General features: G+C 70.1%; 18 protein-coding genes. 2 read left to right on the forward strand and 16 right to left on the reverse strand.

Annotated features, from left to right (window positions below; translation table 11 throughout):
* Nucleotides 1–112: 112 nt before the first annotated feature.
* The 3 genes from DKM19_RS24675 to DKM19_RS24685 form a co-directional block, all read right to left on the reverse strand.
* Nucleotides 113–979 (reverse strand): NAD-dependent epimerase/dehydratase family protein, encoded by an 867-nt coding sequence (locus DKM19_RS24675; protein ID WP_110698778.1) that lies wholly within the window; start codon nt 977–979, stop codon nt 113–115.
* 140 nt (nt 980–1,119) lie between these two features.
* Nucleotides 1,120–1,980, reverse strand: coding sequence for a LysR family transcriptional regulator (locus DKM19_RS24680; protein ID WP_110698780.1), 861 nt, complete (start codon nt 1,978–1,980; stop codon nt 1,120–1,122).
* Between the two features lie 72 nt (nt 1,981–2,052).
* Nucleotides 2,053–2,628 (reverse strand): TetR/AcrR family transcriptional regulator, encoded by a 576-nt coding sequence (locus DKM19_RS24685; RefSeq protein WP_110705951.1) that lies wholly within the window; start codon nt 2,626–2,628, stop codon nt 2,053–2,055.
* Nucleotides 2,629–2,708: 80 nt separating this feature from the next.
* On the opposite strand from DKM19_RS24685, the gene DKM19_RS24690 reads away from it, so the two are divergent.
* Nucleotides 2,709–3,173: a hypothetical protein gene (locus tag DKM19_RS24690; RefSeq protein WP_110698782.1), complete on the forward strand. Its 465-nt coding sequence runs from the start codon at nt 2,709–2,711 to the stop codon at nt 3,171–3,173.
* 31 nt (nt 3,174–3,204) lie between these two features.
* Here DKM19_RS24690 and DKM19_RS24695 read toward each other — a convergent pair whose 3' ends face one another.
* From DKM19_RS24695 to thrS, 5 genes are all read right to left on the reverse strand, one after another.
* A complete protein-coding gene (locus DKM19_RS24695; RefSeq protein ID WP_110698784.1) occupies nt 3,205–3,813 on the reverse strand; it encodes a flavin reductase family protein in 609 nt (202 codons plus the stop codon).
* 167 nt (nt 3,814–3,980) lie between these two features.
* Nucleotides 3,981–5,216, reverse strand: a complete 1,236-nt coding sequence (locus DKM19_RS24700; RefSeq protein ID WP_110698786.1) for an RNA polymerase sigma factor — start codon at nt 5,214–5,216, stop codon at nt 3,981–3,983.
* The gene (locus DKM19_RS24705; protein ID WP_204358994.1) at nt 5,213–5,578 is read right to left on the reverse strand and encodes a YciI family protein; all 366 of its coding nucleotides are present in this window, start codon (nt 5,576–5,578) and stop codon (nt 5,213–5,215) included. The genes DKM19_RS24700 and DKM19_RS24705 overlap by 4 nt, the downstream gene beginning before the upstream one ends.
* Complete coding sequence (locus DKM19_RS24710; RefSeq protein ID WP_110698788.1) at nt 5,575–6,201, reverse strand: dihydrofolate reductase family protein; 627 nt, start codon at nt 6,199–6,201, stop codon at nt 5,575–5,577. The genes DKM19_RS24705 and DKM19_RS24710 overlap by 4 nt, the downstream gene beginning before the upstream one ends.
* Nucleotides 6,202–6,403: 202 nt before the next feature.
* The gene (gene thrS / locus DKM19_RS24715) at nt 6,404–7,651 is read right to left on the reverse strand and encodes a threonine--tRNA ligase (protein WP_369990620.1); all 1,248 of its coding nucleotides are present in this window, start codon (nt 7,649–7,651) and stop codon (nt 6,404–6,406) included.
* A 357-nt stretch (nt 7,652–8,008) separates the two neighbouring features.
* On the opposite strand from thrS, the gene DKM19_RS24720 reads away from it, so the two are divergent.
* Entirely contained in the window at nt 8,009–9,163 is a 1,155-nt protein-coding gene (locus DKM19_RS24720) for a methyltransferase (protein WP_110698791.1), read from the forward strand.
* A 153-nt stretch (nt 9,164–9,316) separates the two neighbouring features.
* Here the strand turns inward: DKM19_RS24720 and DKM19_RS24725 are convergent, their stop codons facing one another.
* The 8 genes from DKM19_RS24725 to DKM19_RS24760 form a co-directional block, all read right to left on the reverse strand.
* Nucleotides 9,317–11,140 (reverse strand): hypothetical protein, encoded by a 1,824-nt coding sequence (locus DKM19_RS24725; protein WP_110698793.1) that lies wholly within the window; start codon nt 11,138–11,140, stop codon nt 9,317–9,319.
* Nucleotides 11,137–13,128, reverse strand: coding sequence for a hypothetical protein (locus DKM19_RS24730; protein WP_110698795.1), 1,992 nt, complete (start codon nt 13,126–13,128; stop codon nt 11,137–11,139). Before DKM19_RS24730 ends, DKM19_RS24725 begins: the two co-directional genes overlap by 4 nt.
* Nucleotides 13,125–14,615 (reverse strand): bifunctional cytidylyltransferase/SDR family oxidoreductase, encoded by a 1,491-nt coding sequence (locus DKM19_RS24735; RefSeq protein ID WP_110698797.1) that lies wholly within the window; start codon nt 14,613–14,615, stop codon nt 13,125–13,127. Before DKM19_RS24735 ends, DKM19_RS24730 begins: the two co-directional genes overlap by 4 nt.
* A gap of 386 nt (nt 14,616–15,001) precedes the next feature.
* Nucleotides 15,002–15,946 carry a M56 family metallopeptidase gene (locus DKM19_RS24740; RefSeq protein ID WP_110698799.1) on the reverse strand — a complete coding sequence of 315 codons (945 nt, stop codon included), beginning with the start codon at nt 15,944–15,946 and terminating at the stop codon, nt 15,002–15,004.
* A 4-nt stretch (nt 15,947–15,950) separates the two neighbouring features.
* A complete protein-coding gene (locus DKM19_RS24745; RefSeq protein WP_110698801.1) occupies nt 15,951–16,322 on the reverse strand; it encodes a BlaI/MecI/CopY family transcriptional regulator in 372 nt (123 codons plus the stop codon).
* A gap of 212 nt (nt 16,323–16,534) precedes the next feature.
* Nucleotides 16,535–17,152 carry a hypothetical protein gene (locus tag DKM19_RS24750; RefSeq protein ID WP_110698803.1) on the reverse strand — a complete coding sequence of 206 codons (618 nt, stop codon included), beginning with the start codon at nt 17,150–17,152 and terminating at the stop codon, nt 16,535–16,537.
* Nucleotides 17,153–17,267: 115 nt separating this feature from the next.
* Nucleotides 17,268–19,184, reverse strand: coding sequence for a transketolase (locus tag DKM19_RS24755; RefSeq protein WP_110698804.1), 1,917 nt, complete (start codon nt 19,182–19,184; stop codon nt 17,268–17,270).
* Nucleotides 19,185–19,712: 528 nt separating this feature from the next.
* On the reverse strand, nt 19,713–20,765 hold the full coding sequence (locus DKM19_RS24760; protein WP_204358995.1) for an alpha/beta fold hydrolase: 1,053 nt from the start codon (nt 20,763–20,765) through the stop codon (nt 19,713–19,715).
* Nucleotides 20,766–20,794: the final 29 nt, after the last annotated feature.

The raw sequence follows: 20,794 nt of genomic DNA on the forward strand, positions 1-20,794 counted from the left end.
CACCGCGGCCACGCCGGGGCCTCCTCACGCGCCGATCGCTCATCGCAGACACGGTAGAACCTTGTCACCGGCGTCAAGGCAACAGGCGCCAGGTCACAATCGCCGGTTCTGTTCAGCCCTGGGCGAGTTCGGCCAGGGCGTCGAGATGGGTCGGCGTCCAGCCGAGCTGCTGCCGGGCGCGGGCGCCGGTGAGCCGCTGGTCGAGCGCGAAGGCCTCGGCGATCGGGCCCATCTGCTCGCGGGCCTGCTCCGGCGTGAGGTGCCGGACCTTTCCCGGGTGGCCGGCCGCGTGGCTGAGTGCCCGGGTGATGTCCGCCAGCGGCAGGTTCTGGTCGCCGACGCCGGCGTAGACGGACCCGGCCGGGGCGTTCAGCGCCAGCGCGTACAGCTCGGCGACGTCGTCGACATGGACCAGCGCCCAGTGGTTGGCGCCCTCTCCGATGCAGGGGACCGCGCCCGCGGCGCGCCCCGGCTCGACGAAGAACGTCTGCGCCAGCCCGCCGGAGCGGCCGTAGACCAGGCCCGGCATCACCACCACGGGGCGCCCTCCGGTGGCTGCCCGGGCGAGCACGCGCTTCTCGTTCTCCAGCCGCCACGCGGTGATCGGCGGCGGGCTCAACGGCGCGTCCTCGTCGACGACGCCATCGGTGTCGCCGTACACCCACACCCCGCCGGTGTGCACGTACGGCCGGTCGCCGGCGCCCTCCTGCAGCGCGTCGGCCGCGGCGCGGTCGACCGCGGCGGTGTCGTCGCTGTAGGCCTGGCCCAGGTGGATCACCCCGTCGGCCTGCCGGGCCGCTCGGGTCAGCACTTCGACGTCCGTCAGATCTCCCCGTACCGGGGTCGCCCCGAGTTCCGACACGGTCCGCGCGGCGTGCTCGCCGCGCGCCAGGGCGCTCACCTCGATTCCCCTCCGGATCAGTGCCCGGATGGTGGAGCGGCCGATGTATCCGGAGCCGCCCGTGATGAAGACCTTCATCCTCTTTGGTCCTTTCCGCTGGTCGGCGAGGGTTTCGCCGTAGATCCACCCTCCCTCCGGGACCGCTGCGGCGTCCAAGACCTCTTTCTACGCCGGTGATGCCCTATGGGCATCACGCGCCTCGGGCGGAACGGGGCGCGTCACACCTGTTCGGCGGCGACGGCGGCGAACTCGCGGACGAGCGGCGAGCGCCGGTCGGCGCTCCAGGCGAGGCAGACCTGGTTGGGTCCGATGTCCTCGATGGGAACGTGGGCGATGTCGGCCCGGATGTAGAAGGTGGCGACCGACAGGGGCAGGACGATGACACCGCGGGCCGCCGCGACGTGTTCGAGTTTCTCCTCGACGGTGTGGAAGGCGGGCCTCGGCCGGGCGCGCTCCGCGCTCGATCGCTCGGGAAGGTCGCGCCATTCGGGAACGGTGTCGGGGTCCTGGAGCATGCGCTCCCCGGCCAGCTCGGCGATGCCGATCGACTGTTTGCCGGCCAGGCGGTGATCGGTGGAGAGAACGGCGACGCGCGGCTCGCTGAACAGCGCACGCAGTCGCAGGCCGCGCTGGTCGACGGGCATCCTGACGTAGCTGATGTCCGCCCGGCCGTCGTGCACGACCTCGGTCTGGTCGTCCCAGGACGTCCGCACCACCTCGACGCTCAGCTCGGGATGCCGGGCGGCGAAGGCCCGGACCGCGGCGGTCACGGTGATTCCGGGCATGAAGCCGACGGTGAAGGTCGCCGTCCCACGCGCCGCCCGCTCGACACGGCGGTGCAGCGCCTCGGCGGAGGCCAGCAGCGGGCGGGCGTCCTCCAGCAGCTGGCGCCCGGCGGACGTCAACGCGGTGGACCGCCTGTCCCGGGAGAACAGCTGCGCACGGATCTCGTGCTCAAGGGCGCGGATCTGCCGGGAGAGCACCGGCTGCGTGATGTGCAGCCGCTCGGCGGCGCGTCCGAAGTGCAGTTCCTCGGCCACGGCCACGAAGTAGCGCAGCTTGCGGAGATCGATGTCCACGACGTCTCCCCCTTCGAACAGGCGTCATGCTTTCAGGGTATGACCCGGGCTCCGAAGGCCTGGTGGCCGCGATCAGATGGTTCGCCGGTCACGGCTCAGCCGCCCGACCTGGTCGAGCATCTGCCGGGAGATCAGGTCGAACGGGTCCATGCTCCGCTCGGCGCGAGCGAACACCACGGCTCCCTCGATGGCGGCGATGAGCGTGGCAGAGAAGCCGACCGCGTCCTCATGGTCCAGTCCGCCCTCTTCGAGGAGGGCGGCGAGCCGGGTCCGCCACGTCCGGAACACCGCCGCGGCGTGATCCACGAGCTGTGCCGAGTCCGCCGTGACGGTCACGGCGAGGATCGCGCAGCCGCCCTGCACCGTGAAACCACCGACGAAGGAGCGCCACATGGCGAGATACTCCCGGGTGATCTCCTCTGCCGTCGCGCCGGCATGCTCCTCGATCGGGTCGAACGCCCGAGCTCCCAGAAGATCGAGAGCCTCCTCGATGAGCTGTGTCTTGCCCCGGGGGAAGTGGTGATAGATCGACCCGCGGGGTGCGCCGGTCGCCTTGAGCACCTCGCCGAACGAGGTCGCCTGGACACCATGGCGGGCGAGCAGCTCGGCCGCGCCCTCGATCATCCGCGCTCTCACGTCGCCGGACATCCACATCACCCCTTGGTTATGACGACCATCATATCCCACCTATGATGGTCGTCATAATCTTCGGAAGTGGAGAGAACGCAATGCCGATCATCGATGTCTACGCGCCGGACGGCCTTTTCCCCCAGGGCTCCGACCGCGCGCTCGCCGAACGGCTCGCGGCGGTCGCGATGCGCGCCGAGGGAGTTCCCACACCGGCTCCGCAGGCGGTGCGCGATGTCACGGGTGTCTACATTCACCGCCTGCCGTCGACGGCGATCCACACGGCGAGCACCGGCTCCGCCCGCATCGTGCGCCTCCAGGTGACGATCGGGGCCGGCGGCCTCGATCGGGCGGGCCAGAAGGCCCTCGTCGCCGATGCCACCCAGATCGTGACCGCGATCTCAGGCGACCCGACCCAGGCCGCCCGGACCTGGGTCGTCATCACCGAGGCGATGGAGGGAGGCTGGGGAATCAACGGACACGCATACGGCAAGGGCGAAACCCTGAGCCAGACGCACCCGGCCTTCGGGCCGCGCGGTATGGCACCGACCCGGGTGGAGGGCTGAGTGAAGGGATGAAAGGCCTGGACCTGATGGGTCATTCGGCATGCGGCTCCTCGTAGGGAATGCGGTTCAGGTGCAGGATCCCGCCCAGCGTCCCCCACTCGTCCCTGCCGAGCTTGGTCAGCGGGCGCAACCGCTCGGCATCGGGGCGGCCGTTGACGATGTACTCCTCGTGCACCGCCGCGAGGAAGACCCTGCCGAAGACCAGGGTGGAGTTGCCCATGCGCAGGGTGGTGTGTGAACGGCACTCCAGGACGACGGGAGAGGCGGCCACCCGGGGCGGCCGCACATGACGGCTGGCCTCGCGGTCGATTCCCGCGAAGCTGAACTCGCTGACGTTCCGAGGGAAATCGGTGGCGGTGGCGTTGATCAGGTGCAGCAGCGGTTCGGAGGAGAAGTTGACGACGAACTCTCCGGTGTCCTCGACATTGCGCAGGGAGTCCTTACGGCCGATCGAGGTGAACTGCACGATCGGCGGATCGGTGCTGGCGATGCTGAAGAAGGAGTGCGGAGCGAGATTCTCCACCGCTCCGTCAGGTGTGACGGTGGAGACCCACGCGATCGGACGCGGAACGACGACCGAGGTCATGAACCGGAAGAAAGCCGCCCCACTCATGGCCTCGGGATCGAAGTCGACGCGCATGACGTTGAGTATTCATCGCATTCACACCGTGTAGTGTCCGCCACGCGGAAAGCGGGCCTCAACGGTTGGTCTGCCGGGTTCTCCAGGGCTTCCAGCGGGCGAGGCGGAGCGGCCCGGCTCGACCCCGGACCTTCGTGATCCGTCCCCTGCCTCCACGAGCACGGCCGTCAGCCGGCCGGTCCCGATGCGAGCCGGGCGGCGAGGAAGGCCCGTTCGGCGTCGTTGTCGGCCAGCGTGATCGCCCGTTCGTACGCCACGGCGGCGTCGGCCCACCGGCCCAGCCGGCGCAGCAGGTCGGCCTTGATCGCCGGCAGGTAGCGGTAGCCGGCGAGTCTCGGGTCGTGTTCGAGCGCCTCGACCTCGGCCAGCGCGGTCGCCGGCCCGTCGACCATCGCGACCGCCACGGCCCGGTTGAGCGCGACCACCGGCGACGGCCACGCTCTCAACAGCTCGTCGTAGAGCACCAGGATCTGGTCCCAGTCCGTGTCGCCGTACGTCGGCGCGGTCGCGTGCAGCGCCGCGATGGCGGCCTGCACGGCGAACCGGCCGGGATCGCCGCCGCGGAGCGCTCCCAGGACCAGGTCGTGCGCCTCGGCGATGGCCTCCCGGTCCCAGGCCGAACGGTCCTGTTCCTCCAGCGGCAGCAGGCGCCCGCCCGCGGTGGTACGGGTGGCCCGGCGGGCGTGGTTGGCCAGGAGCAGCGCGAGCAGTCCCCGGACCTCCCGCTCGTCCGGCATCAGGTCGAGGAGCAGGCGTGCCAGGTCGAGCGCGCGCGTCGCGATGTCGTCCTTGGTCAGCGCGGGTCCCGCCGGTGCGGTGTGGCCGGTGGTGAAGAGCAGGTGGATCGTGGTGAGGGCCGCGTCCAGCCGGTCCGGCAGCTCGCCGGGGGCGGGCATTCGGAAGGGGATCCGCGCCGCCGCGATCGTCTTCTTCGCCCGGGTGATCCGGGCCGCCATGGTCGTCTCGGATACCAGGAACGCCTTCGCGATGTCCGGGGTCGTCACGCCGCAGACCAGCCGTAGCGTGAGCGCGACCTGAGCCTTGGTGTCCAGCGCCGGGTGACAGCACAGGAAGACCAGCCGCAGCCGGTCGTCGTGAACCACCGGACCGGCGGGAGGATCGGAGTCTGCGGCCGCCGGTTCCACCAGCAGGTGCAGCTTCGACCGCAGTGTTCTGGCCCTGCGCAGGGCGTCCAGCGCGTTGTGCCGGGACGCGGTGGTCAGCCAGGCGCCCGGCCTGGCCGGCACGCCGCCGCGCGTCCAGGCGTCGAGCGCGTCGGCGTACGCGTCCTGGACGCACTCCTCGGCGAGGTCGAGGTCGCGGGTGACGCGCACCGTCGCGGCGAGCACCGTGGCCCACTCGCGACGGTGCGCGTCGGCGACCGCCTGCTGGACGGAGGTCACTCCGCGAGCAGCGGCCGCACCTCGACGGCGCCATCCATGATCGGGAGCAGCTTGCCGATGGCGATCGCCGCTTCGAGGTCCGTGGTCTCCACCACGAAGAACCCGGCGATCACCTCCTTGCTCTCGATGAACGGGCCGTCGGTGACCAGGCCGTCCTTGTGGATCGTCCGCGTGGCCGCGCTGGGCTGCAGCGCCTGCTCGTGGACGACTCTCGCGCCCATCGCGGCGATCTTCTCCCCGGCGCGCAGGTTGGCCTCCATGACATCGGGCGGGATGTCGGCCACACCTCCGGGGGTCTCCTTCTCGTAGATCAGAATCGCGTACTGCGGCATGGCTTTTCCCGTCTCGCTTCGCTCGATCACCAGTTACCGGTCTCCGGGCCCATCGCACCGTACTCAACCTTGCCATCGCGCTCGTACGTGCTGACGAGGACACCGGTGCTCAACGCCGTGGTGCCGACCAGCTTGAGGCCGGACGGGACGGTTCCCCCCGCGAAAAGCCGCTTTCCGGAGCCGATGAGCACCGGGAAGACCAGCAGGTGGAACTCGTCGACGAGGTCATGCTTGACGAGCGTCTGGATCAGCTCGCCGCTGCCGTGGACCTGGATCTCGCCGCCCACGCCCTGCTTGAGCCTGCCGACCGCCTCGGTGACGTCGCCGGTGAGCAGCGTCGAGTTCTGCCACGACACGGTGTCCAGCGTCCGCGACGCGACGTATTTGCGCACGCCGTTCAGCTTCGCCCCGATCGGGTCGTCGGCCTCGGCCAGCGGCCAGCTGGCGGCGAAGATGTCATAGGTCCTGCGCCCGAGCAGGAGCGCGTCGGCCCTGCTGGTCAGCGCGGCCATCAGCTGGATGAACCGCTGGTCGATGTGCGGTACGGCCCAGCCGCCGTGCTCGAACCCGCCGTCGCGGTCCTCGTCGCCGCCGCCCGGTGCCTGCATGACGCCGTCCACGGACACGAACGTGGTCACCATCAGTTTTCGCATGTCGTTTCCTTGGCTCGTAGTTGGTGAGGGCGCCGGTGGCGGCGCCCTCACCGACTACGGCGAACGGGACCGCCCGCAATCGACACCGATCCGGCCCAATTTCGCGCCAGTCATGAGCCGTCGCATGTGTTCGGCGTTCGGGAACGGGCGGCGCTCGCGGCCGGATGCTCGCCGGTCGCGTCTTTTGACGGCCGCCCGTTCTCTACACGCGGCCGTCGGTGTCCCACAGATCGGTGCGGTGAGCGCCGACGAGAGCGCCGACGCGGGCCAGGACCTCGGCGGCGGGCCGCGAATCGAGGCGGCGTCCGTCACGCAGGCGCACGGCGACGTGGTCGTCGGCGGCCTCCTTGGCGCCGATCACCGCCTGGTAGGGCACGAGGCGGGCCTCCCGGATGCGGGCGCCCAGGCTGCCGCGTTCCGGCCCGGCGATCTCGGCCCGCAGCCCGAGGCCGGCGCATCGCCGGGCGAACGCCTCGGCGTTCGGCAGCTCGGCGTCGGAGATCGGGAGGATCACCAGCTGGGTGGGGGCGAGCCAGGCGGGGAAGGCGCCGCCGTGCTGCTCGATGAGGTGCGCGACGGCCCTCTCCACACTGCCGATGATGCTGCGATGGACCATGACCGGCCGGTGTTTCGCGCCGTCCGCGCCGATGTAGTGCAGATCGAACTGCTCGGGCTGGTGGAAGTCGACCTGGACGGTGGACAGGGTGGACTCCCGGCCGGCACTGTCGGCGACCTGGACGTCGATCTTGGGCCCGTAGAACGCGGCCTCTCCCTCGGCTGCCTCGTAGGGCAGGCCGGAGCGGTCGAGAACGTCGGTCAGCAGGGCGGTGGACCGCCGCCACATCTCGGGGGCGGCGACGTACTTCCCGCCGGGGCCGGGCAGGGAGAGCCGGTAGCGGGCCGGGGTGATGCCGAGCGCCTCGTACGCCCGGCGGATCAGCTCCAGCGCCGCCCGCGCCTCCTCGCTCACCTGGTCCAGGGTGCAGAAGATGTGCGCGTCGTTGAGCTGGATCGCCCGGACCCGGGTCAGCCCGCCGAGCACGCCCGACAGCTCGGAGCGGTACATGCCTCCCAGCTCGGCCATCCGCAGGGGCAGCTCGCGGTAGCTGTGGGCCCGGGAACGGTAGATCACAGCGTGGTGGGGACAGAGGCTCGGCCGCAGGACGACCTGCTCTCCCCCGAGATCCATCGGAGGGAACATGTCCTCGCTGTAGTGGGACCAGTGCCCGGAGATCTCGTACAGCTCCCGCTTGCCCAGCACGGGCGAGTACACGTGCCGGTAGCCCGCCCGCCGCTCTGCGGTGCGGATGTACTCCTCCAGGGTGTGCCGCACGGTCGCGCCGTCGGGCAACCAGTAGGGCAGTCCCGCGCCGATCAGCGGGTCGGTGTCGAACAGGCCCAGCTCGCGGCCGAGCTTGCGGTGATCATGCATTGTGGTCTCCTCGCGGATACTGGGCGAGTGACCGAACGGCGAAGCCCCGGGGCACTCGCCCCGGGGCTTCGGACTAAGTCAGCAGTCAGCGCGCCGGGACACTCTCCGGCGTCGTCGTCATGGCAGCGCGCTTCATGCGAACGACGGTAACAGATGTGCCGAGGTCCACGCGATCGGTATTCGGCCGATGATCACCTGCTCGATCGCCCCGGGTTCGTCCTCCCGCCCGCTGAACCGCCCGATCGCGAGGCGCGAGGGCCTCCGCCGAACGGCCGGGAACCATCTGGCTCATACCGCCGATTCCGGGCACGAAGATCCGCGGTGCCGTCCTCGATTACCCGGCGGGCCGCGGGACTCGGCTAGCCTGAGGGGATAATGAATCGTTTGACGACGTCAAGAGGTGAGTTCGATCTCACCCGTTTTCCCGAAGATCCCCGCGACACGCTTCGAGCCTGGGACGCCGCCGACGAGTATCTCCTGCGGCACCTCGACGGAGTCGAGGGCGAGCCGACGGACCTCTCCGGCACCGTGGTCGTGGTGGGCGACCGGTGGGGTGCTCTGGCCACCACGCTTGCCGAGCACCGCCCGGCGCAGATCACCGACTCCTTCCTCGCCCAGGAGGGGACCCGGGCCAACCTGAAGCGCAACGGGGTCGACGCGGACGTGGTGCGGCTCCTGTCGACCAGGGACACGCCACCGGAGCGGATCGACGTGCTGCTGATCCGAGTGCCCAAGAGCATCGCGCTCCTGGAGGATCAGCTGCACCGCCTCGCGCCCTCCGTGCACACCGGCACCGTCATCGTCGGCGCCGGAATGGTCACCGAGATCCACACCTCGACGCTGAAGCTGTTCGAGCGGATCCTCGGACCGACCCGGACGTCGCTGGCGCAGAAGAAGGCACGGCTCATCTTCTGCTCGCCGGATCCGCAGCTCCCCCGGACCCCCAGCCCGTGGCCGCGGAGCTACACGTTGCCCACCGGAGTCGGGGCGGCCTCGGGCCTGACCGTCACCAACCACGCCGGCATCTTCTGCGCCGACCGCCTCGACATCGGCACCAGGTTCTTTCTGCGAAACCTGCCGCTGAGCCGTGGTCCCGAGCGCATCGTGGACCTGGGCTGCGGCAACGGGGTGATCGGAGTGGCCGCAGCGCTGGCCAACCGCAGAGCCGAGGTGTTGTTCATCGACGAGTCCTACCAGGCGGTGGCCTCGGCGGAAGCCACCTTCGAGGCGAACGTCGGCACCGGCGCCGCGGCGGAGTTCCTGGTGGGCGACGGCCTGTCGGGTGTTCCGGCGGGGACGGTGGACCTGGTGATGAACAATCCGCCGTTCCACACGCACCAGGCGACGAGCGACGCGATGGCCTGGGGCATGTTCGCCGGATCACGCCGCGCGCTACGCCGCGGGGGCGAACTCTGGGTCATCGGCAATCGTCACCTCGGATACCACGCGAAGCTGCGCCGGCTCTTCGGCAACTGCGAGGTCGTCACGAGCGACGCGAAGTTCGTCATCCTGCGGGCCGTCAAGCACTGACGTTCACCACGGGCAGCCATCCCCGTCGGGCACCCACGTGGACGCGCCGTACCGCATCGGCGATCCCCTCGCCCGAACGATCGAGCCGGGGAAGGACCACGGCCGGACCGACGGGGTGCGCCGGCCGTGGCCCCGGCCTCCTCGCCAGTCGCCCTATTCGGTCTTGATGAGCGCGTTTATCGCCTGGGCGAAGCGGGTGCCGGCGTCCGGGGCGTCCGGGCCGAGAAGGTGGTTCTTGAGCTCGCGGCGGCGTTCGGCCATGGGGTCGTCGCCGTCGGCGGCGACCGCCGCGAGCAGCGCGGTGAGCTCAGAGCAGTCCCGGCTGAGCAGGTACGCCGCCGATGCGCTGGGGTTCCGCATCCGGAACTCCTCATCGGCCAGGCCTGCCCCGTTGGTCACCGCGTACGGCTTGCCGCTGGCCATGAAGTCGGCCACCACGCTCGAGATGTCGGTGATGAGAAGGTCCGCGCGATTGAAGCAGCTGTACAGGTGCGGGTGGGAGCCGGTGATGACGCGGTGCCGCCACCAGCCACCGGCCTCCCAGTACGCCTGGTCCCGATCGGCGCCCCATTTGCCGCCGGCGTCGCGGACCCTGTTGGCCTCTTTGATCATCGAGACGATCTTCTGGTGGGCGCGTCGTACGGCCGGGCTGTCCTTCCCCGCCATCGGGTGCGGTTTGTACAGCAGCCGTACGTGGGGAGTGTGGTTGAGGAGGGTTCGCACGATCTTCGGCCCCATCGTCGCGACGGAGGTGTGGAATTCGTCCCCCGTCCAGCCTTCCCAGGTGGGGGCGTACAGGACGGTGAACATCGGGTCGGGCGTCGGAACGCCCACCTGGATGGAGGCGAGCTGCGGGCGGCCCACCTCGACGATGTCCTCGTCACGGACGCCGGCGTCGCTGCGCAGGTAGCGCTCGCGCCCCGCCGGGCCGGCGACCCAGACCTCGTCGTAGACCTTGCTGAACGGATTGAAGCTGGCGGCCTTGTCGCTGTCTCCGTGGCCGATGAACACGGAACGGATGTCCGGCAGGCGCAGCATGTGGATGTTCTTGCCGGCGTTCGCCGGGAACAGCGCGACGCGCACGCTGTCGGGCATCGGGAAGTTCATCATGTCGGCGCCGGCCGGGATGCACAGGACGGGCGAGGTGGTCCGGCCGAGAAGGCGGAGGTTCGCGGATTCGCGGAGAATGATCATTGTGCTGCGTTCCAGCCGGTCAAGCGTCTCAAGCCACATGTTGATCTGGTACATGCAGTCGGTCGCCCCGGAGAAGTACAGCACCACCTCCGGCAGGTGCCTCGCGGCCTCGTCCGCGACCATCCGGAGGATCCGCCCTTTGTCGCCCAGGTGGCGGTTGCGCCGGGCGTGACAGGTCATGACGGTGACGGCGGAGAGTCCGGCCGCGAAGGCGATGACAAGCCCGCCGAGGACCGGCCACGCCGTGCCGGCCACCGCGCCGATCAGCGCGCCGGCCACCACGGGGACGTCCAGGTGCAGCATGGTCCGGGTGTGCTGCCTGGTGAGCCGCCGCGGCGGCGGGGCGGGGACGCGCAACGGCGACAGGTTGATTCCCCGGGTGAGCATGGGCATCCGTCGCCGCTGGGTCACCAGCATGACCGCGGATGAATGGGCGGCCCGGATCACGTGCAGGAACATCAGCCCGATCGCCACCGCGGCGATCCATCCGGTGTCCAGCGTCGCGCTGCGGGCGAGCAGCAACAGCAGCGCCGCCTCCCGGACCACGGAACGCAGCGTGAGGCCGAGGCCGATCTGGGTCAGGGTGGCGGAGACGTGGCTCGCGTGGCGAACCGCCGCGGCCTCGGCGACGTAGCTGATCAGTACGAGCACGGTGAAGAGCCAGACGGCCGGCCACAGCGCCGTGACGATGATCAGAGGGTAGGACAGGAGCAGGCCGGCGACGACCCTCTGGTCGCCGGGGAGCCGCCGGTGGACCGAGGTCATGGCGTTCGCGGCCTTCATGCGACGTATCGCCCCTCGCCGGCACGGGCGGGATCCCTGGCGATGAGAGCGTCGACGGCCGCGGCGAACCTCGTCACGGAGTCGGGCTCGTCGGGGCCCAGCAGGTGGTTCTTGAGCTCGCGGCGGCGTTCGGCCATGACATCGGGTCCGGGGCCGGCGGCCTCCGCCAGAATCTTCGGCAGCTCGGCGCAGTCCGGCGTGATCAGGTAAGCCGCGGTCGCGGCGGTGGGGAACAGGCGGCGGAACTCCGTAGCCCCCAACCCGCCCACATTCGTCACGGCGAAGGGTTTGCCGCTGACGATGAAGTCGCCGGCCACGCTGGAGATGTCGGTGATGAGCAGGTCCGCGCGGTTGAAACAGTCATGCACATGGGGGCGGGGGCCGGTGATGACGCGGTGGCGCCACCAGTCGACGGCCTGCCAGTACGACTCGTGCCAGGCGTCCTCGACCTCCTGCCCGTCGCCGGCGAGAGCGGATCGGCCGGTGTCGCGTGAGATCTGGGCCTCGTCGCCGACGGCCCCGTCGCCGGCGTGCGCCTCCAGCCGACGGGTGAGGCCCTCGAGGCGGCCGCGTTCCCGTGCCCGCTCGGCGGCGACCGTCCACGTGCCACCCGCCACGCGGGCGGCGTTGGCCTGCTCGATCATCGCGACGATCTCATGATGGGCCTCGGTGGCTCGCGCGTCCCGGGTGCCGGTGAGCGGGTGCGGCTTGTAGAGCAGCCGCACGGGTGGTGTGTGGTCGAGCAACGCCCGTACGATCTTCGGCCCCATCGTCGCGACCGAGCTGTGGAGAAGGTCGTCGGACCAGCCTTCCCAGGTGGGGGCGTACAGCACGGTGAACATCGGGTCGGGCGTCGCGGCGCCCACCCGGATGGAGGTGAGTTGCGGGCGGCCCACCTCGACGATGTCCTCGTCGCGGACGCCCGTGGGCATGCTCAGGTAGCGCTCACGCCCGGCCGGTCCCGCGACCCAGACCTCGTCGTAGGCCTTGGCGAAGGGGTTGAAGCTCGCCGGTTTGTCGCTGTCGCCGTGGTTGATGAAGGCGGACCGGATGCCGGGCACCCGCAGCAGGTGCAGATTGTTGCCGACGTTGGCCGGGTAGAGCGCGAACCGCAGGCCGGAGAGGTCGAGCCGTACGATGTCCAGCGTTTTCGGCACGCACACCACGGGTGTCCGGGTCGGGCCGAGCAGGGGGACGATCGCCCGCTCGCGCAAGATGATCAGGGTGCGGCGGTCCAGGTCGTCAAGGGTGGACAGCCACATGTTGACCTGATACGCCGACTCCCGTGAACCGGAGAAGTAGAGCGCGACCTCCGGCTCGAGCTCGGCGAGCCGCTGGTTGACGACGTCGAACGCACGCTGATCGTTGCCGAGGTGACGGTTGCGCAGGGCGTGACGGGCCATATGGGCGACCCCGGCCAGGCCGAGTGCGTAGGCGATGGCCAGCCCGGCGAGACCGGGCCAGGAGGTCCCGGCCGCAAGGCCGACCAGCGTGCCCGCCACGACCGGCACGTCCAGGTGAAGCATGGTCCTGGTGGGGTGCACCGTGAAAAACCGGTGCGGCGCGTCGGGGATCGCCAGCTCCGACAGGTCGATCCCCCGGGTGACCAGGGGGAGCCGTCTCCGCTTGGCCACCCGGAGCGTCGGGATCGAGTAGATGCCTCTCACCACGTGCAGGCCGAGCAATCCCGTCACCAGGATGACGGAACTCGCCGTACCCGTCTGGTCCAGGCGGATCAGCAGCAGGATGAGCGCCACCTCCCGGATGGCGAACCGCAGGGTGATGCCGGCGCTCACCTGCGACAGCCTCTCGACGAGGTCGGCCACGTGGCGGGAGGCCGGCGGCTCGGCGGCGTACCCGATCGCGGCGGTGAGGGCGAAGACCCAGGCGTTCGGCCACAGTGCGGCGATCATCGTGGCGGGGCAGGAGAGCACCAAGGCCGCGGTGACCCCGGCGGTGGTCCATCGGCCGCGGCCGGGTGAATTCACGAGACGCCTTGGGGGGTCAGGGCGGCTGCGCTCACCTGAGGGGTCAGGGCGGCTCTGGTCAGGGGGTCCTGACGCCGGATGTCGACGGTGTGGCCGGTGAGATCCGAGATGAGCACGTCGATGGAGGTCAGCGCGACGTCGCAGGACGACAGCAGCGTGTCCGCCGGCTCCTCGCCGAAGGCGCGGCTGCGCATGGGGGTGGCGGTGCGCTCGGGGTTGATGCAGTTGACGCGGACGCCGTCCTCGGTCCATTCGTCCGCCAGCGCCTGGGTGAGGTTGACCGTGGCGGCCTTGGCCGAGGAGTACAGGCTGTAGCCGGAACGTCCGCGCGTGTAGCTGCTGGAGGTGTAGAGCAGCAGTTGGCCCCCGGTCTGCCTCAGGTAGGGGAGCGCGGCCCGCGCGATGGTGACCGGGGCGAGGTAGTTGATCCTCAGCGATTCCTCGATGACGGCCGCGTCGGTGTCGTCGAGCCTGCCGATGTGCAGGACACCGGCGGTGTTGACGACGTAGTCGATGCGGCCGGTCTCGACGTAGGCCTTGGCCAGGGCGGTCTCGATGTCGACGGGGTTCTCCACGTACGTGCCGGTCGTGGAGCGGGAGAAGGTGAAGACCCGGGCGCCGAAGGATCGGGTCAGCTCCGCGATGTTCGCGCCGATGCCGCAGCTTCCACCGAAGATCACGATGGTCCTGCCGGTCAGCCGGGCGGTGTAGTCCTCCAGGGTGCCCGGCGGCGGCGGGTTGTGGGACGAGAGCTGGAACAGCTTGTCGGCGAGGAAGACGTCGACCGGGTGGGTGATCTTCATGTTCTGCTCGCTGCCGGGCACGACGAAGATCGGCACATCGGGCAGGTAGCGCAGCACGATGCTGCAGTTGTCGGTCGCGGAGATCTTGCCTGCCGTGAAGTCCGGGTCGGCCATGGCCAGCCGGTAGGCGTCACGGATGACCGAAAGGCGGAAGCACTGCGGCGTCTGACCGCGGCGCAGCAGATCACGACGGGGAACACCCTTGATGACGGTGCCGCGGTAGTCGTCGACGTTGATGATCGTGTCGACCGAGGGGATCGCCACGTCGACCGCCTCGTACCGCTCCAGCGCCCGGACGCAGTCCTCGATGATGTGGTGATCGACGAATGGCCGGACCGCGTCGTGGAACAGCACATTGACCTCGCCGTCGCCGGTGGCGGCCACCGCGTTGATCGCGCGGATGGTCGTCTCGGTGCGGGTGGCGCCGCCCTCGATCACACGGGACACCTTGGTGCACCCGCTGCGGGCGACGATGGCGGCCACCTCGGCCGCGAACCCCGGAGCCATCGCGATGATGATCTCGTCGATCTGCGGGGAGCTCTGGAACACCCGCAGCGTGTGCTCCATGATCGGCTTGCCGGCGACCTTCACCAGTTGCTTGGGGATCGCCAGCCCCATCCGCTGCCCGGTGCCACCGGCGAGGATGACCGCCACATTACGGAGTGGCCCCTGTGAAATGCTCATGTTCAATGGGTCCTGTACTCCCTCTCCGCGAGTACGCCTACGGGCGTGCTCTTTGGGAGATGGCTAGGCCGAACGTGTTCAACGCCAGCAACTACAAGATGAGTAGTAGATCACCAAAATTACCCCAAACTAGGACAAAAGTCCAGGTTAACATTTGGTAACGGAAACCGGTCAAGTGTCGCCGCCCGGAGCGGATATCCCAGGTCATCGCCATCTCCGCCTCAAGAGCCGGCAGTGTCACGGCATCGGTTCGGGTCTCATCCGTGGGGGCGGCGGGTTGTCGCGACCGGAGCCGTCTTCGAGCGGCGGGACTCCCGGCGTCCCTCCAGTGTGCGGATCAAGATGGGCGAGCGCGCTCCATCGATCGGTCCGTGCGCCGTACGGACTCAGGCCGGGCAGTGGGAGGCGCAGGGCGCGGCGGTCGGGGAGCCGGCGAGTTCCAGCAGTGACTCGGTGTCGTGGCCGGCGTTGAACGAGGCCCAGAGGGTGAGGGCGATCAAGCCGACGAGCAGGGCGATGACCACTGGCCGGTGTGATTGGCGGGGGCGGAGCAGCGCCTGCACCCGTGCGGGTACGTCGGCCAGGTGATAGCCCATCGCGGCCCCCGGGGCCGCCCGGGGAACCGACGCCAGCGCGGCACGGGCCAGGGCGCGGGCGGCCAGGGCGCGATCACCCACGGCGGTGGCGGCCTCTTCGTCGGCCCAGCGTTCGGAGGCGTAGCGGACGGCCCGGGGAAGCCGGGTCAGGAACGGGTTGGCGCAGGCGGCCCCGTCCGCGAGCGCCCGGTAGAGATGATGGCGGTGGGTGAGGTGCGTGCGCTCATGGGCCAGCAGGACGCGCTGTTCGGCCGGGGTCAGCGCGTTCAGCATCCCGGTGGAGACCACCACGCGCCCGCCCCGTTTGGACGGGATGGCGAAGGCCTTGGGGCTCACGTCGTCGACCACGACCAGCCCACCCGGCTCGCCGTCCAGCCCCTCGGCGATATGGCGGACCTCAGCCATGGCCCGGTGATGCCCGATGACGGTGCGAGCCACTCGAAGAGCGGTGAACGCGAGGGCGAGTGCCGCGGCGAGGGCGACCGGATAGGGCACGGGGTCGGCGCTGTCCCAGACGTGGATGGACCAGCGGCCGAGCCCCGCGACCATGGGTATCTGCACGACGAGGGTCCAGGCGAGCAGCGCGAGCACGTAGGCGGTGCTCACCGCCGACAACGGTGCGGCGGCGACCAGGGCGCGGGTCGCGGTGGCCGGCGGCAGCCACCGCGACAGGCGTGGCGCCGCCAGGCCGAGCACGATCGACGTGAGCAACGGCAGGTAGACCTCGATGCGCATGCCGCTAGCCGCCGGTCTCGCGCAGGAGTTGCTGCAGGAGCGCCTCGTCCTCCTGGCCCAGCTCCCCGACGAACTGGGCCAGGACGCGTGCCCGGTCCTCCCCCGCATCCAGCAGGCGGTGCATCTGTGCCGCACGGCGGGCGGCCTCGTCACGCTGGAAGGAGTAGGCGTAGGCACGACCGTTTCTGACGCGGCTGACCGCCCCCTTGTCGTGCAGGCGGCTCAGCACCGTCATGACCGTGGTGTAGGCCAGGGGCCGTTCCAGCTGCCGAGCCACCTCGCCGGAGGTCAGTGAGGTTTCGGCGCGGGCCAGGATGGCGAGCACCTCGGCCTCCAGGTCGCCTCGATCCCGGCGTCCACGCGATGGTGAAGTCACATGCCTATCCTTTACTGCGGCCGATGCAGCAGAATAGCTCGATTCTTCCGGTGCCTCGGACCCTCCTTCTACTACAGATCATGTAGTAGAAGGAGGGTGACGCGGCCCTCGCGCCCCGTCCGAAGGCGTCATCGACCAGGAACGGGAGCCCGCCGATCCCGGGCACATGGCCGATGCCCCGGGATCGGGGCCCGTCCTCACGCGACCGACGATCACCCGCGCGCGGAGTCGTCGATCTGGACCGGGTATCCCGCGCGCAACACCCCGACGGTCGAGGGCGGCGTGATGACGTCCGCGGTTCCTCGCGTGGGCCGCGCCCGGCGGGCCCGATATCCCTCCCGCGTCCACTCGATCAGTTGTGCGCCGACGACCAGAGCGGCCGAACCGTCGAGCCGGACGAACGTGCCGTCGGGCAGATCGGCCCAGGGGGTCGCATGGGTGCGCCGGCGATGGGTCCCGCGCACGATCCGCTCGGCGTGCAACCGCCGGTTCATCGCCGCGGCCGACGGCACCTCGCCCCCGAGCCCTTCCGCCCAGGCGGCGCGGTACCTGGTGTAGCTGCCCCTGCGGCATTCCGCGCACGGGCGATGCCCCGCGGCGAAGGAGACCGCCTCGTCATGGAAGTACAGGAAGGTGTAATGGTGTGGCTGCCACTGCTCATGCCGGCGGCCCCGGAACTCGAGCGCACACGTGATCCAGAGGTCACTCGCATGAAAGCGGGTGATCTGCCTGCCCGAATGGATGATGCCGCGGTTGCCCGTCCAGGCGCCGCGGAGCGGAAACGCCTCGACGTCGCCCATCGGCGTCACTCGATTGCGTGCAGGTGCCATGTCGTGTCCTTCCACGGGACCGGATCCGACGCGTTGACGGCCGCCGACCGCCGAGCAATGCCCATCATCCCCACGGCGGCGTCATCCGGCGACCGTACCGGCTGTCGCCAGGGTGTCACCTGTCGTCGAGCAGGTCGCGGGCGGCGGCCTCGATATGGCGGGCGTCGATGCCGGCCGTGGCCAGCAGCTCTTCGGTGGTGCCGGAACCCGGTAGGTCACGAACGGCCAGATGCGAGATGCGCGGTGCCCCTGTGGCTCCCGTGGCTGTCGTGTCCCCCTCCGACAGGGCCTCGGCGACCGCGGAGCCGATTCCGCCTTCGGGGTGGTGGTCCTCGACCACCACGAGCCGGCCACGCGTGGCCGTCGCGGCGGCGCGGAGCGTTTCGGTGTCGATGGGTTTGACGGAGTAGAGGTCGACGACCCTGGCGTTGATCCCGTCACGGGCGAGGAGATCAGCGGCGGCGAGGCATTCGTGCACGGTGACTCCGGCGCCGATCAGGGTCACGGCATCGGCCGGGCTCGAACGCAACAGCTTCGCCCCACCGACGGGGAAGGCCTCCGCCGCGTTGTAGAGGACGGGGTAGGCGCCGCGAGTCGTCCGCATGTAGACCACGCCGGGCCGATCGGCCATGGCGTGCACGAGAGCCGCGGTGCTCGTGGCGTCGCTGGGATACAGCACGGTGGATCCCTGCACGGCCCGCATCATCGCCAGATCTTCCAGGGCCATCTGGGACGGCCCGTCGGCGCCGATCTCGACGCCCCCGTGGGAGCCGACGAGGCGGATGTTCGCCTGCGAGATCGGGGCCATCCTGATGAAGTCGTAGGCGCGGGTGAAGAACGCGGCGAAGGTCGACGCGAAGGGGACGTAGTGGCGGACGCCGAGCCCGACGGCCGCGGCGACCAGTTGTTGTTCGGCGATGAACATCTCGAAGTAACGGCCGGGGTAGGCCTTGGCGAACTGGTCGGCATAGGTGGAGTTGCTGACTTCACCGTCGAGGGCCACGACCTCGGGGCGGGCGGCGCCGAGCGCGGTGAGCGCCTCTCCGTACGCCTTGCGGGTCGCGATCTTCTCCCCCGGCGAATACGACGGCATCGGCACGGAGGTGCGTGCCTCCGACCTCGAGGCGGCCGGCTCGGTCCGCGCGGCCGGATCGGGCAGCGGCCCGCGGATGAGAAGGCTGCGCTCGCCGCCGAGTTCGGCGATGGCGCGGTCGGCCATGTCGGCGGGGAGAGGCTTGCCGTGCCAGCCCTCCTGGTTCTCGACCTCGGAGAATCCGCGCCCCTTGACGGTGCGGGCGAGCACGACGGTCGGCTGAGTTCCGGACGCGTCCGCCGCCACGGCCAGGGCCTCGTCGATTTCGGCGAGGTCGTGGCCGTCGATGATCAGCACCCGTGCGCCGAACGCTTCGGCGCGGCGGGCGTAGGCCCTGAGGTCCCACTGCAGTTCGGTGGGACCACGCTGGCCGAGCCGGTTGACGTCCACGATCGCGATCAGGTTGGACAGCCCGTAGTACGAGGCTTTGTCGAGGGCCTCCCAGATGGAGCCCTCGGCCATCTCGCTGTCCCCGCACAGGACCCACACCCGGTAGGGGAGCCGGTCGAGGTATTTGCCGGCCAGCGCCACCCCCACCCCGTCGGGCAGTCCCTGGCCGAGGGATCCGGTGGCGACGTCGACCCACGGCAGGACGGGGGTGGGGTGGCCCTGCAGGCGTGATCCCTGACGGCGGTATCCCGTCATCAGCTCCTCCTCGGAGACCACCCCCACCGCCCTGTACATGGAGTACAGAAGGGGAGAGGCGTGTCCCTTGGAGAAGATGAGGTGATCGTTGTCGTCGTTTCCGGGGTGGTCCCAGTCGTAGCGCAGGTGACGGCCGATGAGGACCGCCATGAGATCCGCGGCGGACATGCTGGACGTGGGGTGTCCGGATCCCGCGCTCGTGCTGGACCGGATGGAGTCGACCCGTAGCTGCGCGGCGAGTTCTCCGGCGGCGGCGAGATCGATCATGTCAAGCTGCTGGGGACTGCTGGTCATGTGAGACACCCCTTCTCTCGATCGTTCGGGTATGTGGCCACGGAGGCTCATGCCGGCCGAAGAATCGGCGGCCCGGACCGCGGGCGCATGAGGGGTGCGACGGCCCGGCGGGAAGTCTCCCCCCGGTTCTTCGACCGGCACGGCTCCCCCGCCGCCGGTTCGGGGCCACGATGCTTCTGGAGTGCACGGTCCGGTCGGCAGGGGTTCGACCGGCCCTCGGCCACGGGGTGAGCGGCGATGGCTTCGACCATGAAATCGGGCCGGACCGGCGCCGGAACCACCGCGAGCGGGGAAGCGGGCTCACGCCGGCGAACTCCGGCCTGCACGAGAACCGCCGGACGGAAGGCCGCTCCGGCGTCGCCCCACCGCGTAGGACCTACCGTTCAAGTCTCGTAAGGGTCACCTGGGCTGTCAAGGCGGGGCGGGGCCCGCCATCGATCACTCGGGGAGGACGTCCGATCCGTACCGGCCGCTCGAAGGCTCTGGGCGAGCCTCGGAGTCTCCGCCGCCCCGCCGACGTCGAACCCGTCATCGTCCGCCGAAGAAATCACGCAGGGCCTGGGCCACGACGAGGGGGGCTCCATCGTCCTCCGGCCCCGAGTGCCCCAGGCCCGGGAGCGCGACACGTCGCGCGTGCGGGAGCGTGGCGGAGAGCGCGTCCAGCGAGACGCCGAAGTAGGCCGGGCTCCTTGTGCCGCCGAGCAGCAGAACCCGCGCATCGAGCGCCGCGTAGTCCTTGACCGTGTCGGCCATCTCCCGGATCACCCGCATGTCGAAGTGCTGCGTGGGGACGAGCGCCTCGATCGTCACCTCGCCTTCGGGAACATCGCGCCGTACCCGCGAGCCGATCGCCAGGAGCGGCGCGAGCACGAATCGCGGGACTCGAACGAACAGCGGTTCGGTGCCGAGACCTTTGAGCACCGTGACCAGGCCGGAGGCGAGCTTGCCGGCCGCGATCTCGTCGTCGTAGCGCGGCACCCAGTCCGTCGGCACCGAGCCGTCGACGGACAGCGGAGGCTCGTACAGGGCGATCCGGTCAAGCTCGGGGGTGACGAGGGCCGTGCGCAGCGCGATGAGCGCGCCCGAGCTCAGACCGAAGACCCGTGACGCCCCGGTCGCCGTGATGAGCGCCCGCAGGTCTTCGACCTCCCGAACGACGCCGTAGTCATCGCCGTGGGGCCCGCTCGGCCCACGTCCACGACGGTCGGGCACGTAGACGGTGTATTCGGCCGACAGGGCGACGGCAAGCTTCGTGAGGTGCTGCGATGCCAGCATTCCGCCGTGCAGGAGGATCGCCCCGGGACCGCGGCCACGTTGCCGGTAGCCGATCGTGGTCCCGTCGGCGGAAAGGACCCGACCCCTGCCGTATTCGCGCACGGCGTCGGTGTGACGAGGGTGCGGCGAGTCCCTCACCGCGTCAGCGGAACGGACCCGGCCCTCGCCGTATTCGTGCGTGGTGTCGGTGTGACGGGTGCGCGGCGAGTCCTTCACCGTGTCACCTGCGGCCGGGTCCGGCCTTTTCCGCGCCTCCCTGCCGGACTCCACCGCCGCGTCCCCGCGGTCCATGCCTTGCTCGGTCATCACGCCCTCCTTCGCCTACGTGAACAACG

This window comes from Streptosporangium sp. 'caverna', assembly GCF_003203775.1.
Classification (GTDB): domain Bacteria; phylum Actinomycetota; class Actinomycetes; order Streptosporangiales; family Streptosporangiaceae; genus Streptosporangium; species Streptosporangium subroseum.

Coding starts and splice junctions, on each gene's coding strand:
- DKM19_RS24735 (WP_110698797.1), bottom strand. CDS start 14,615: ATGAGCATTTCACAGGGGCCACTCCGTAATGTGGCGGTCATCCTCGCC.
- DKM19_RS24755 (WP_110698804.1), bottom strand. CDS start 19,184: ATGACCAGCAGTCCCCAGCAGCTTGACATGATCGATCTCGCCGCCGCC.
- DKM19_RS24760 (WP_204358995.1), bottom strand. CDS start 20,765: ATGACCGAGCAAGGCATGGACCGCGGGGACGCGGCGGTGGAGTCCGGC.
- DKM19_RS24685 (WP_110705951.1), bottom strand. CDS start 2,628: ATGTCCGGCGACGTGAGAGCGCGGATGATCGAGGGCGCGGCCGAGCTG.
- DKM19_RS24750 (WP_110698803.1), bottom strand. CDS start 17,152: ATGGCACCTGCACGCAATCGAGTGACGCCGATGGGCGACGTCGAGGCG.
- DKM19_RS24675 (WP_110698778.1), bottom strand. CDS start 979: ATGAAGGTCTTCATCACGGGCGGCTCCGGATACATCGGCCGCTCCACC.
- DKM19_RS24720 (WP_110698791.1), top strand. CDS start 8,009: ATGAATCGTTTGACGACGTCAAGAGGTGAGTTCGATCTCACCCGTTTT.
- DKM19_RS24695 (WP_110698784.1), bottom strand. CDS start 3,813: ATGCGCGTCGACTTCGATCCCGAGGCCATGAGTGGGGCGGCTTTCTTC.
- DKM19_RS24690 (WP_110698782.1), top strand. CDS start 2,709: ATGCCGATCATCGATGTCTACGCGCCGGACGGCCTTTTCCCCCAGGGC.
- DKM19_RS24725 (WP_110698793.1), bottom strand. CDS start 11,140: ATGAAGGCCGCGAACGCCATGACCTCGGTCCACCGGCGGCTCCCCGGC.
- DKM19_RS24740 (WP_110698799.1), bottom strand. CDS start 15,946: ATGCGCATCGAGGTCTACCTGCCGTTGCTCACGTCGATCGTGCTCGGC.
- DKM19_RS24710 (WP_110698788.1), bottom strand. CDS start 6,201: ATGCGAAAACTGATGGTGACCACGTTCGTGTCCGTGGACGGCGTCATG.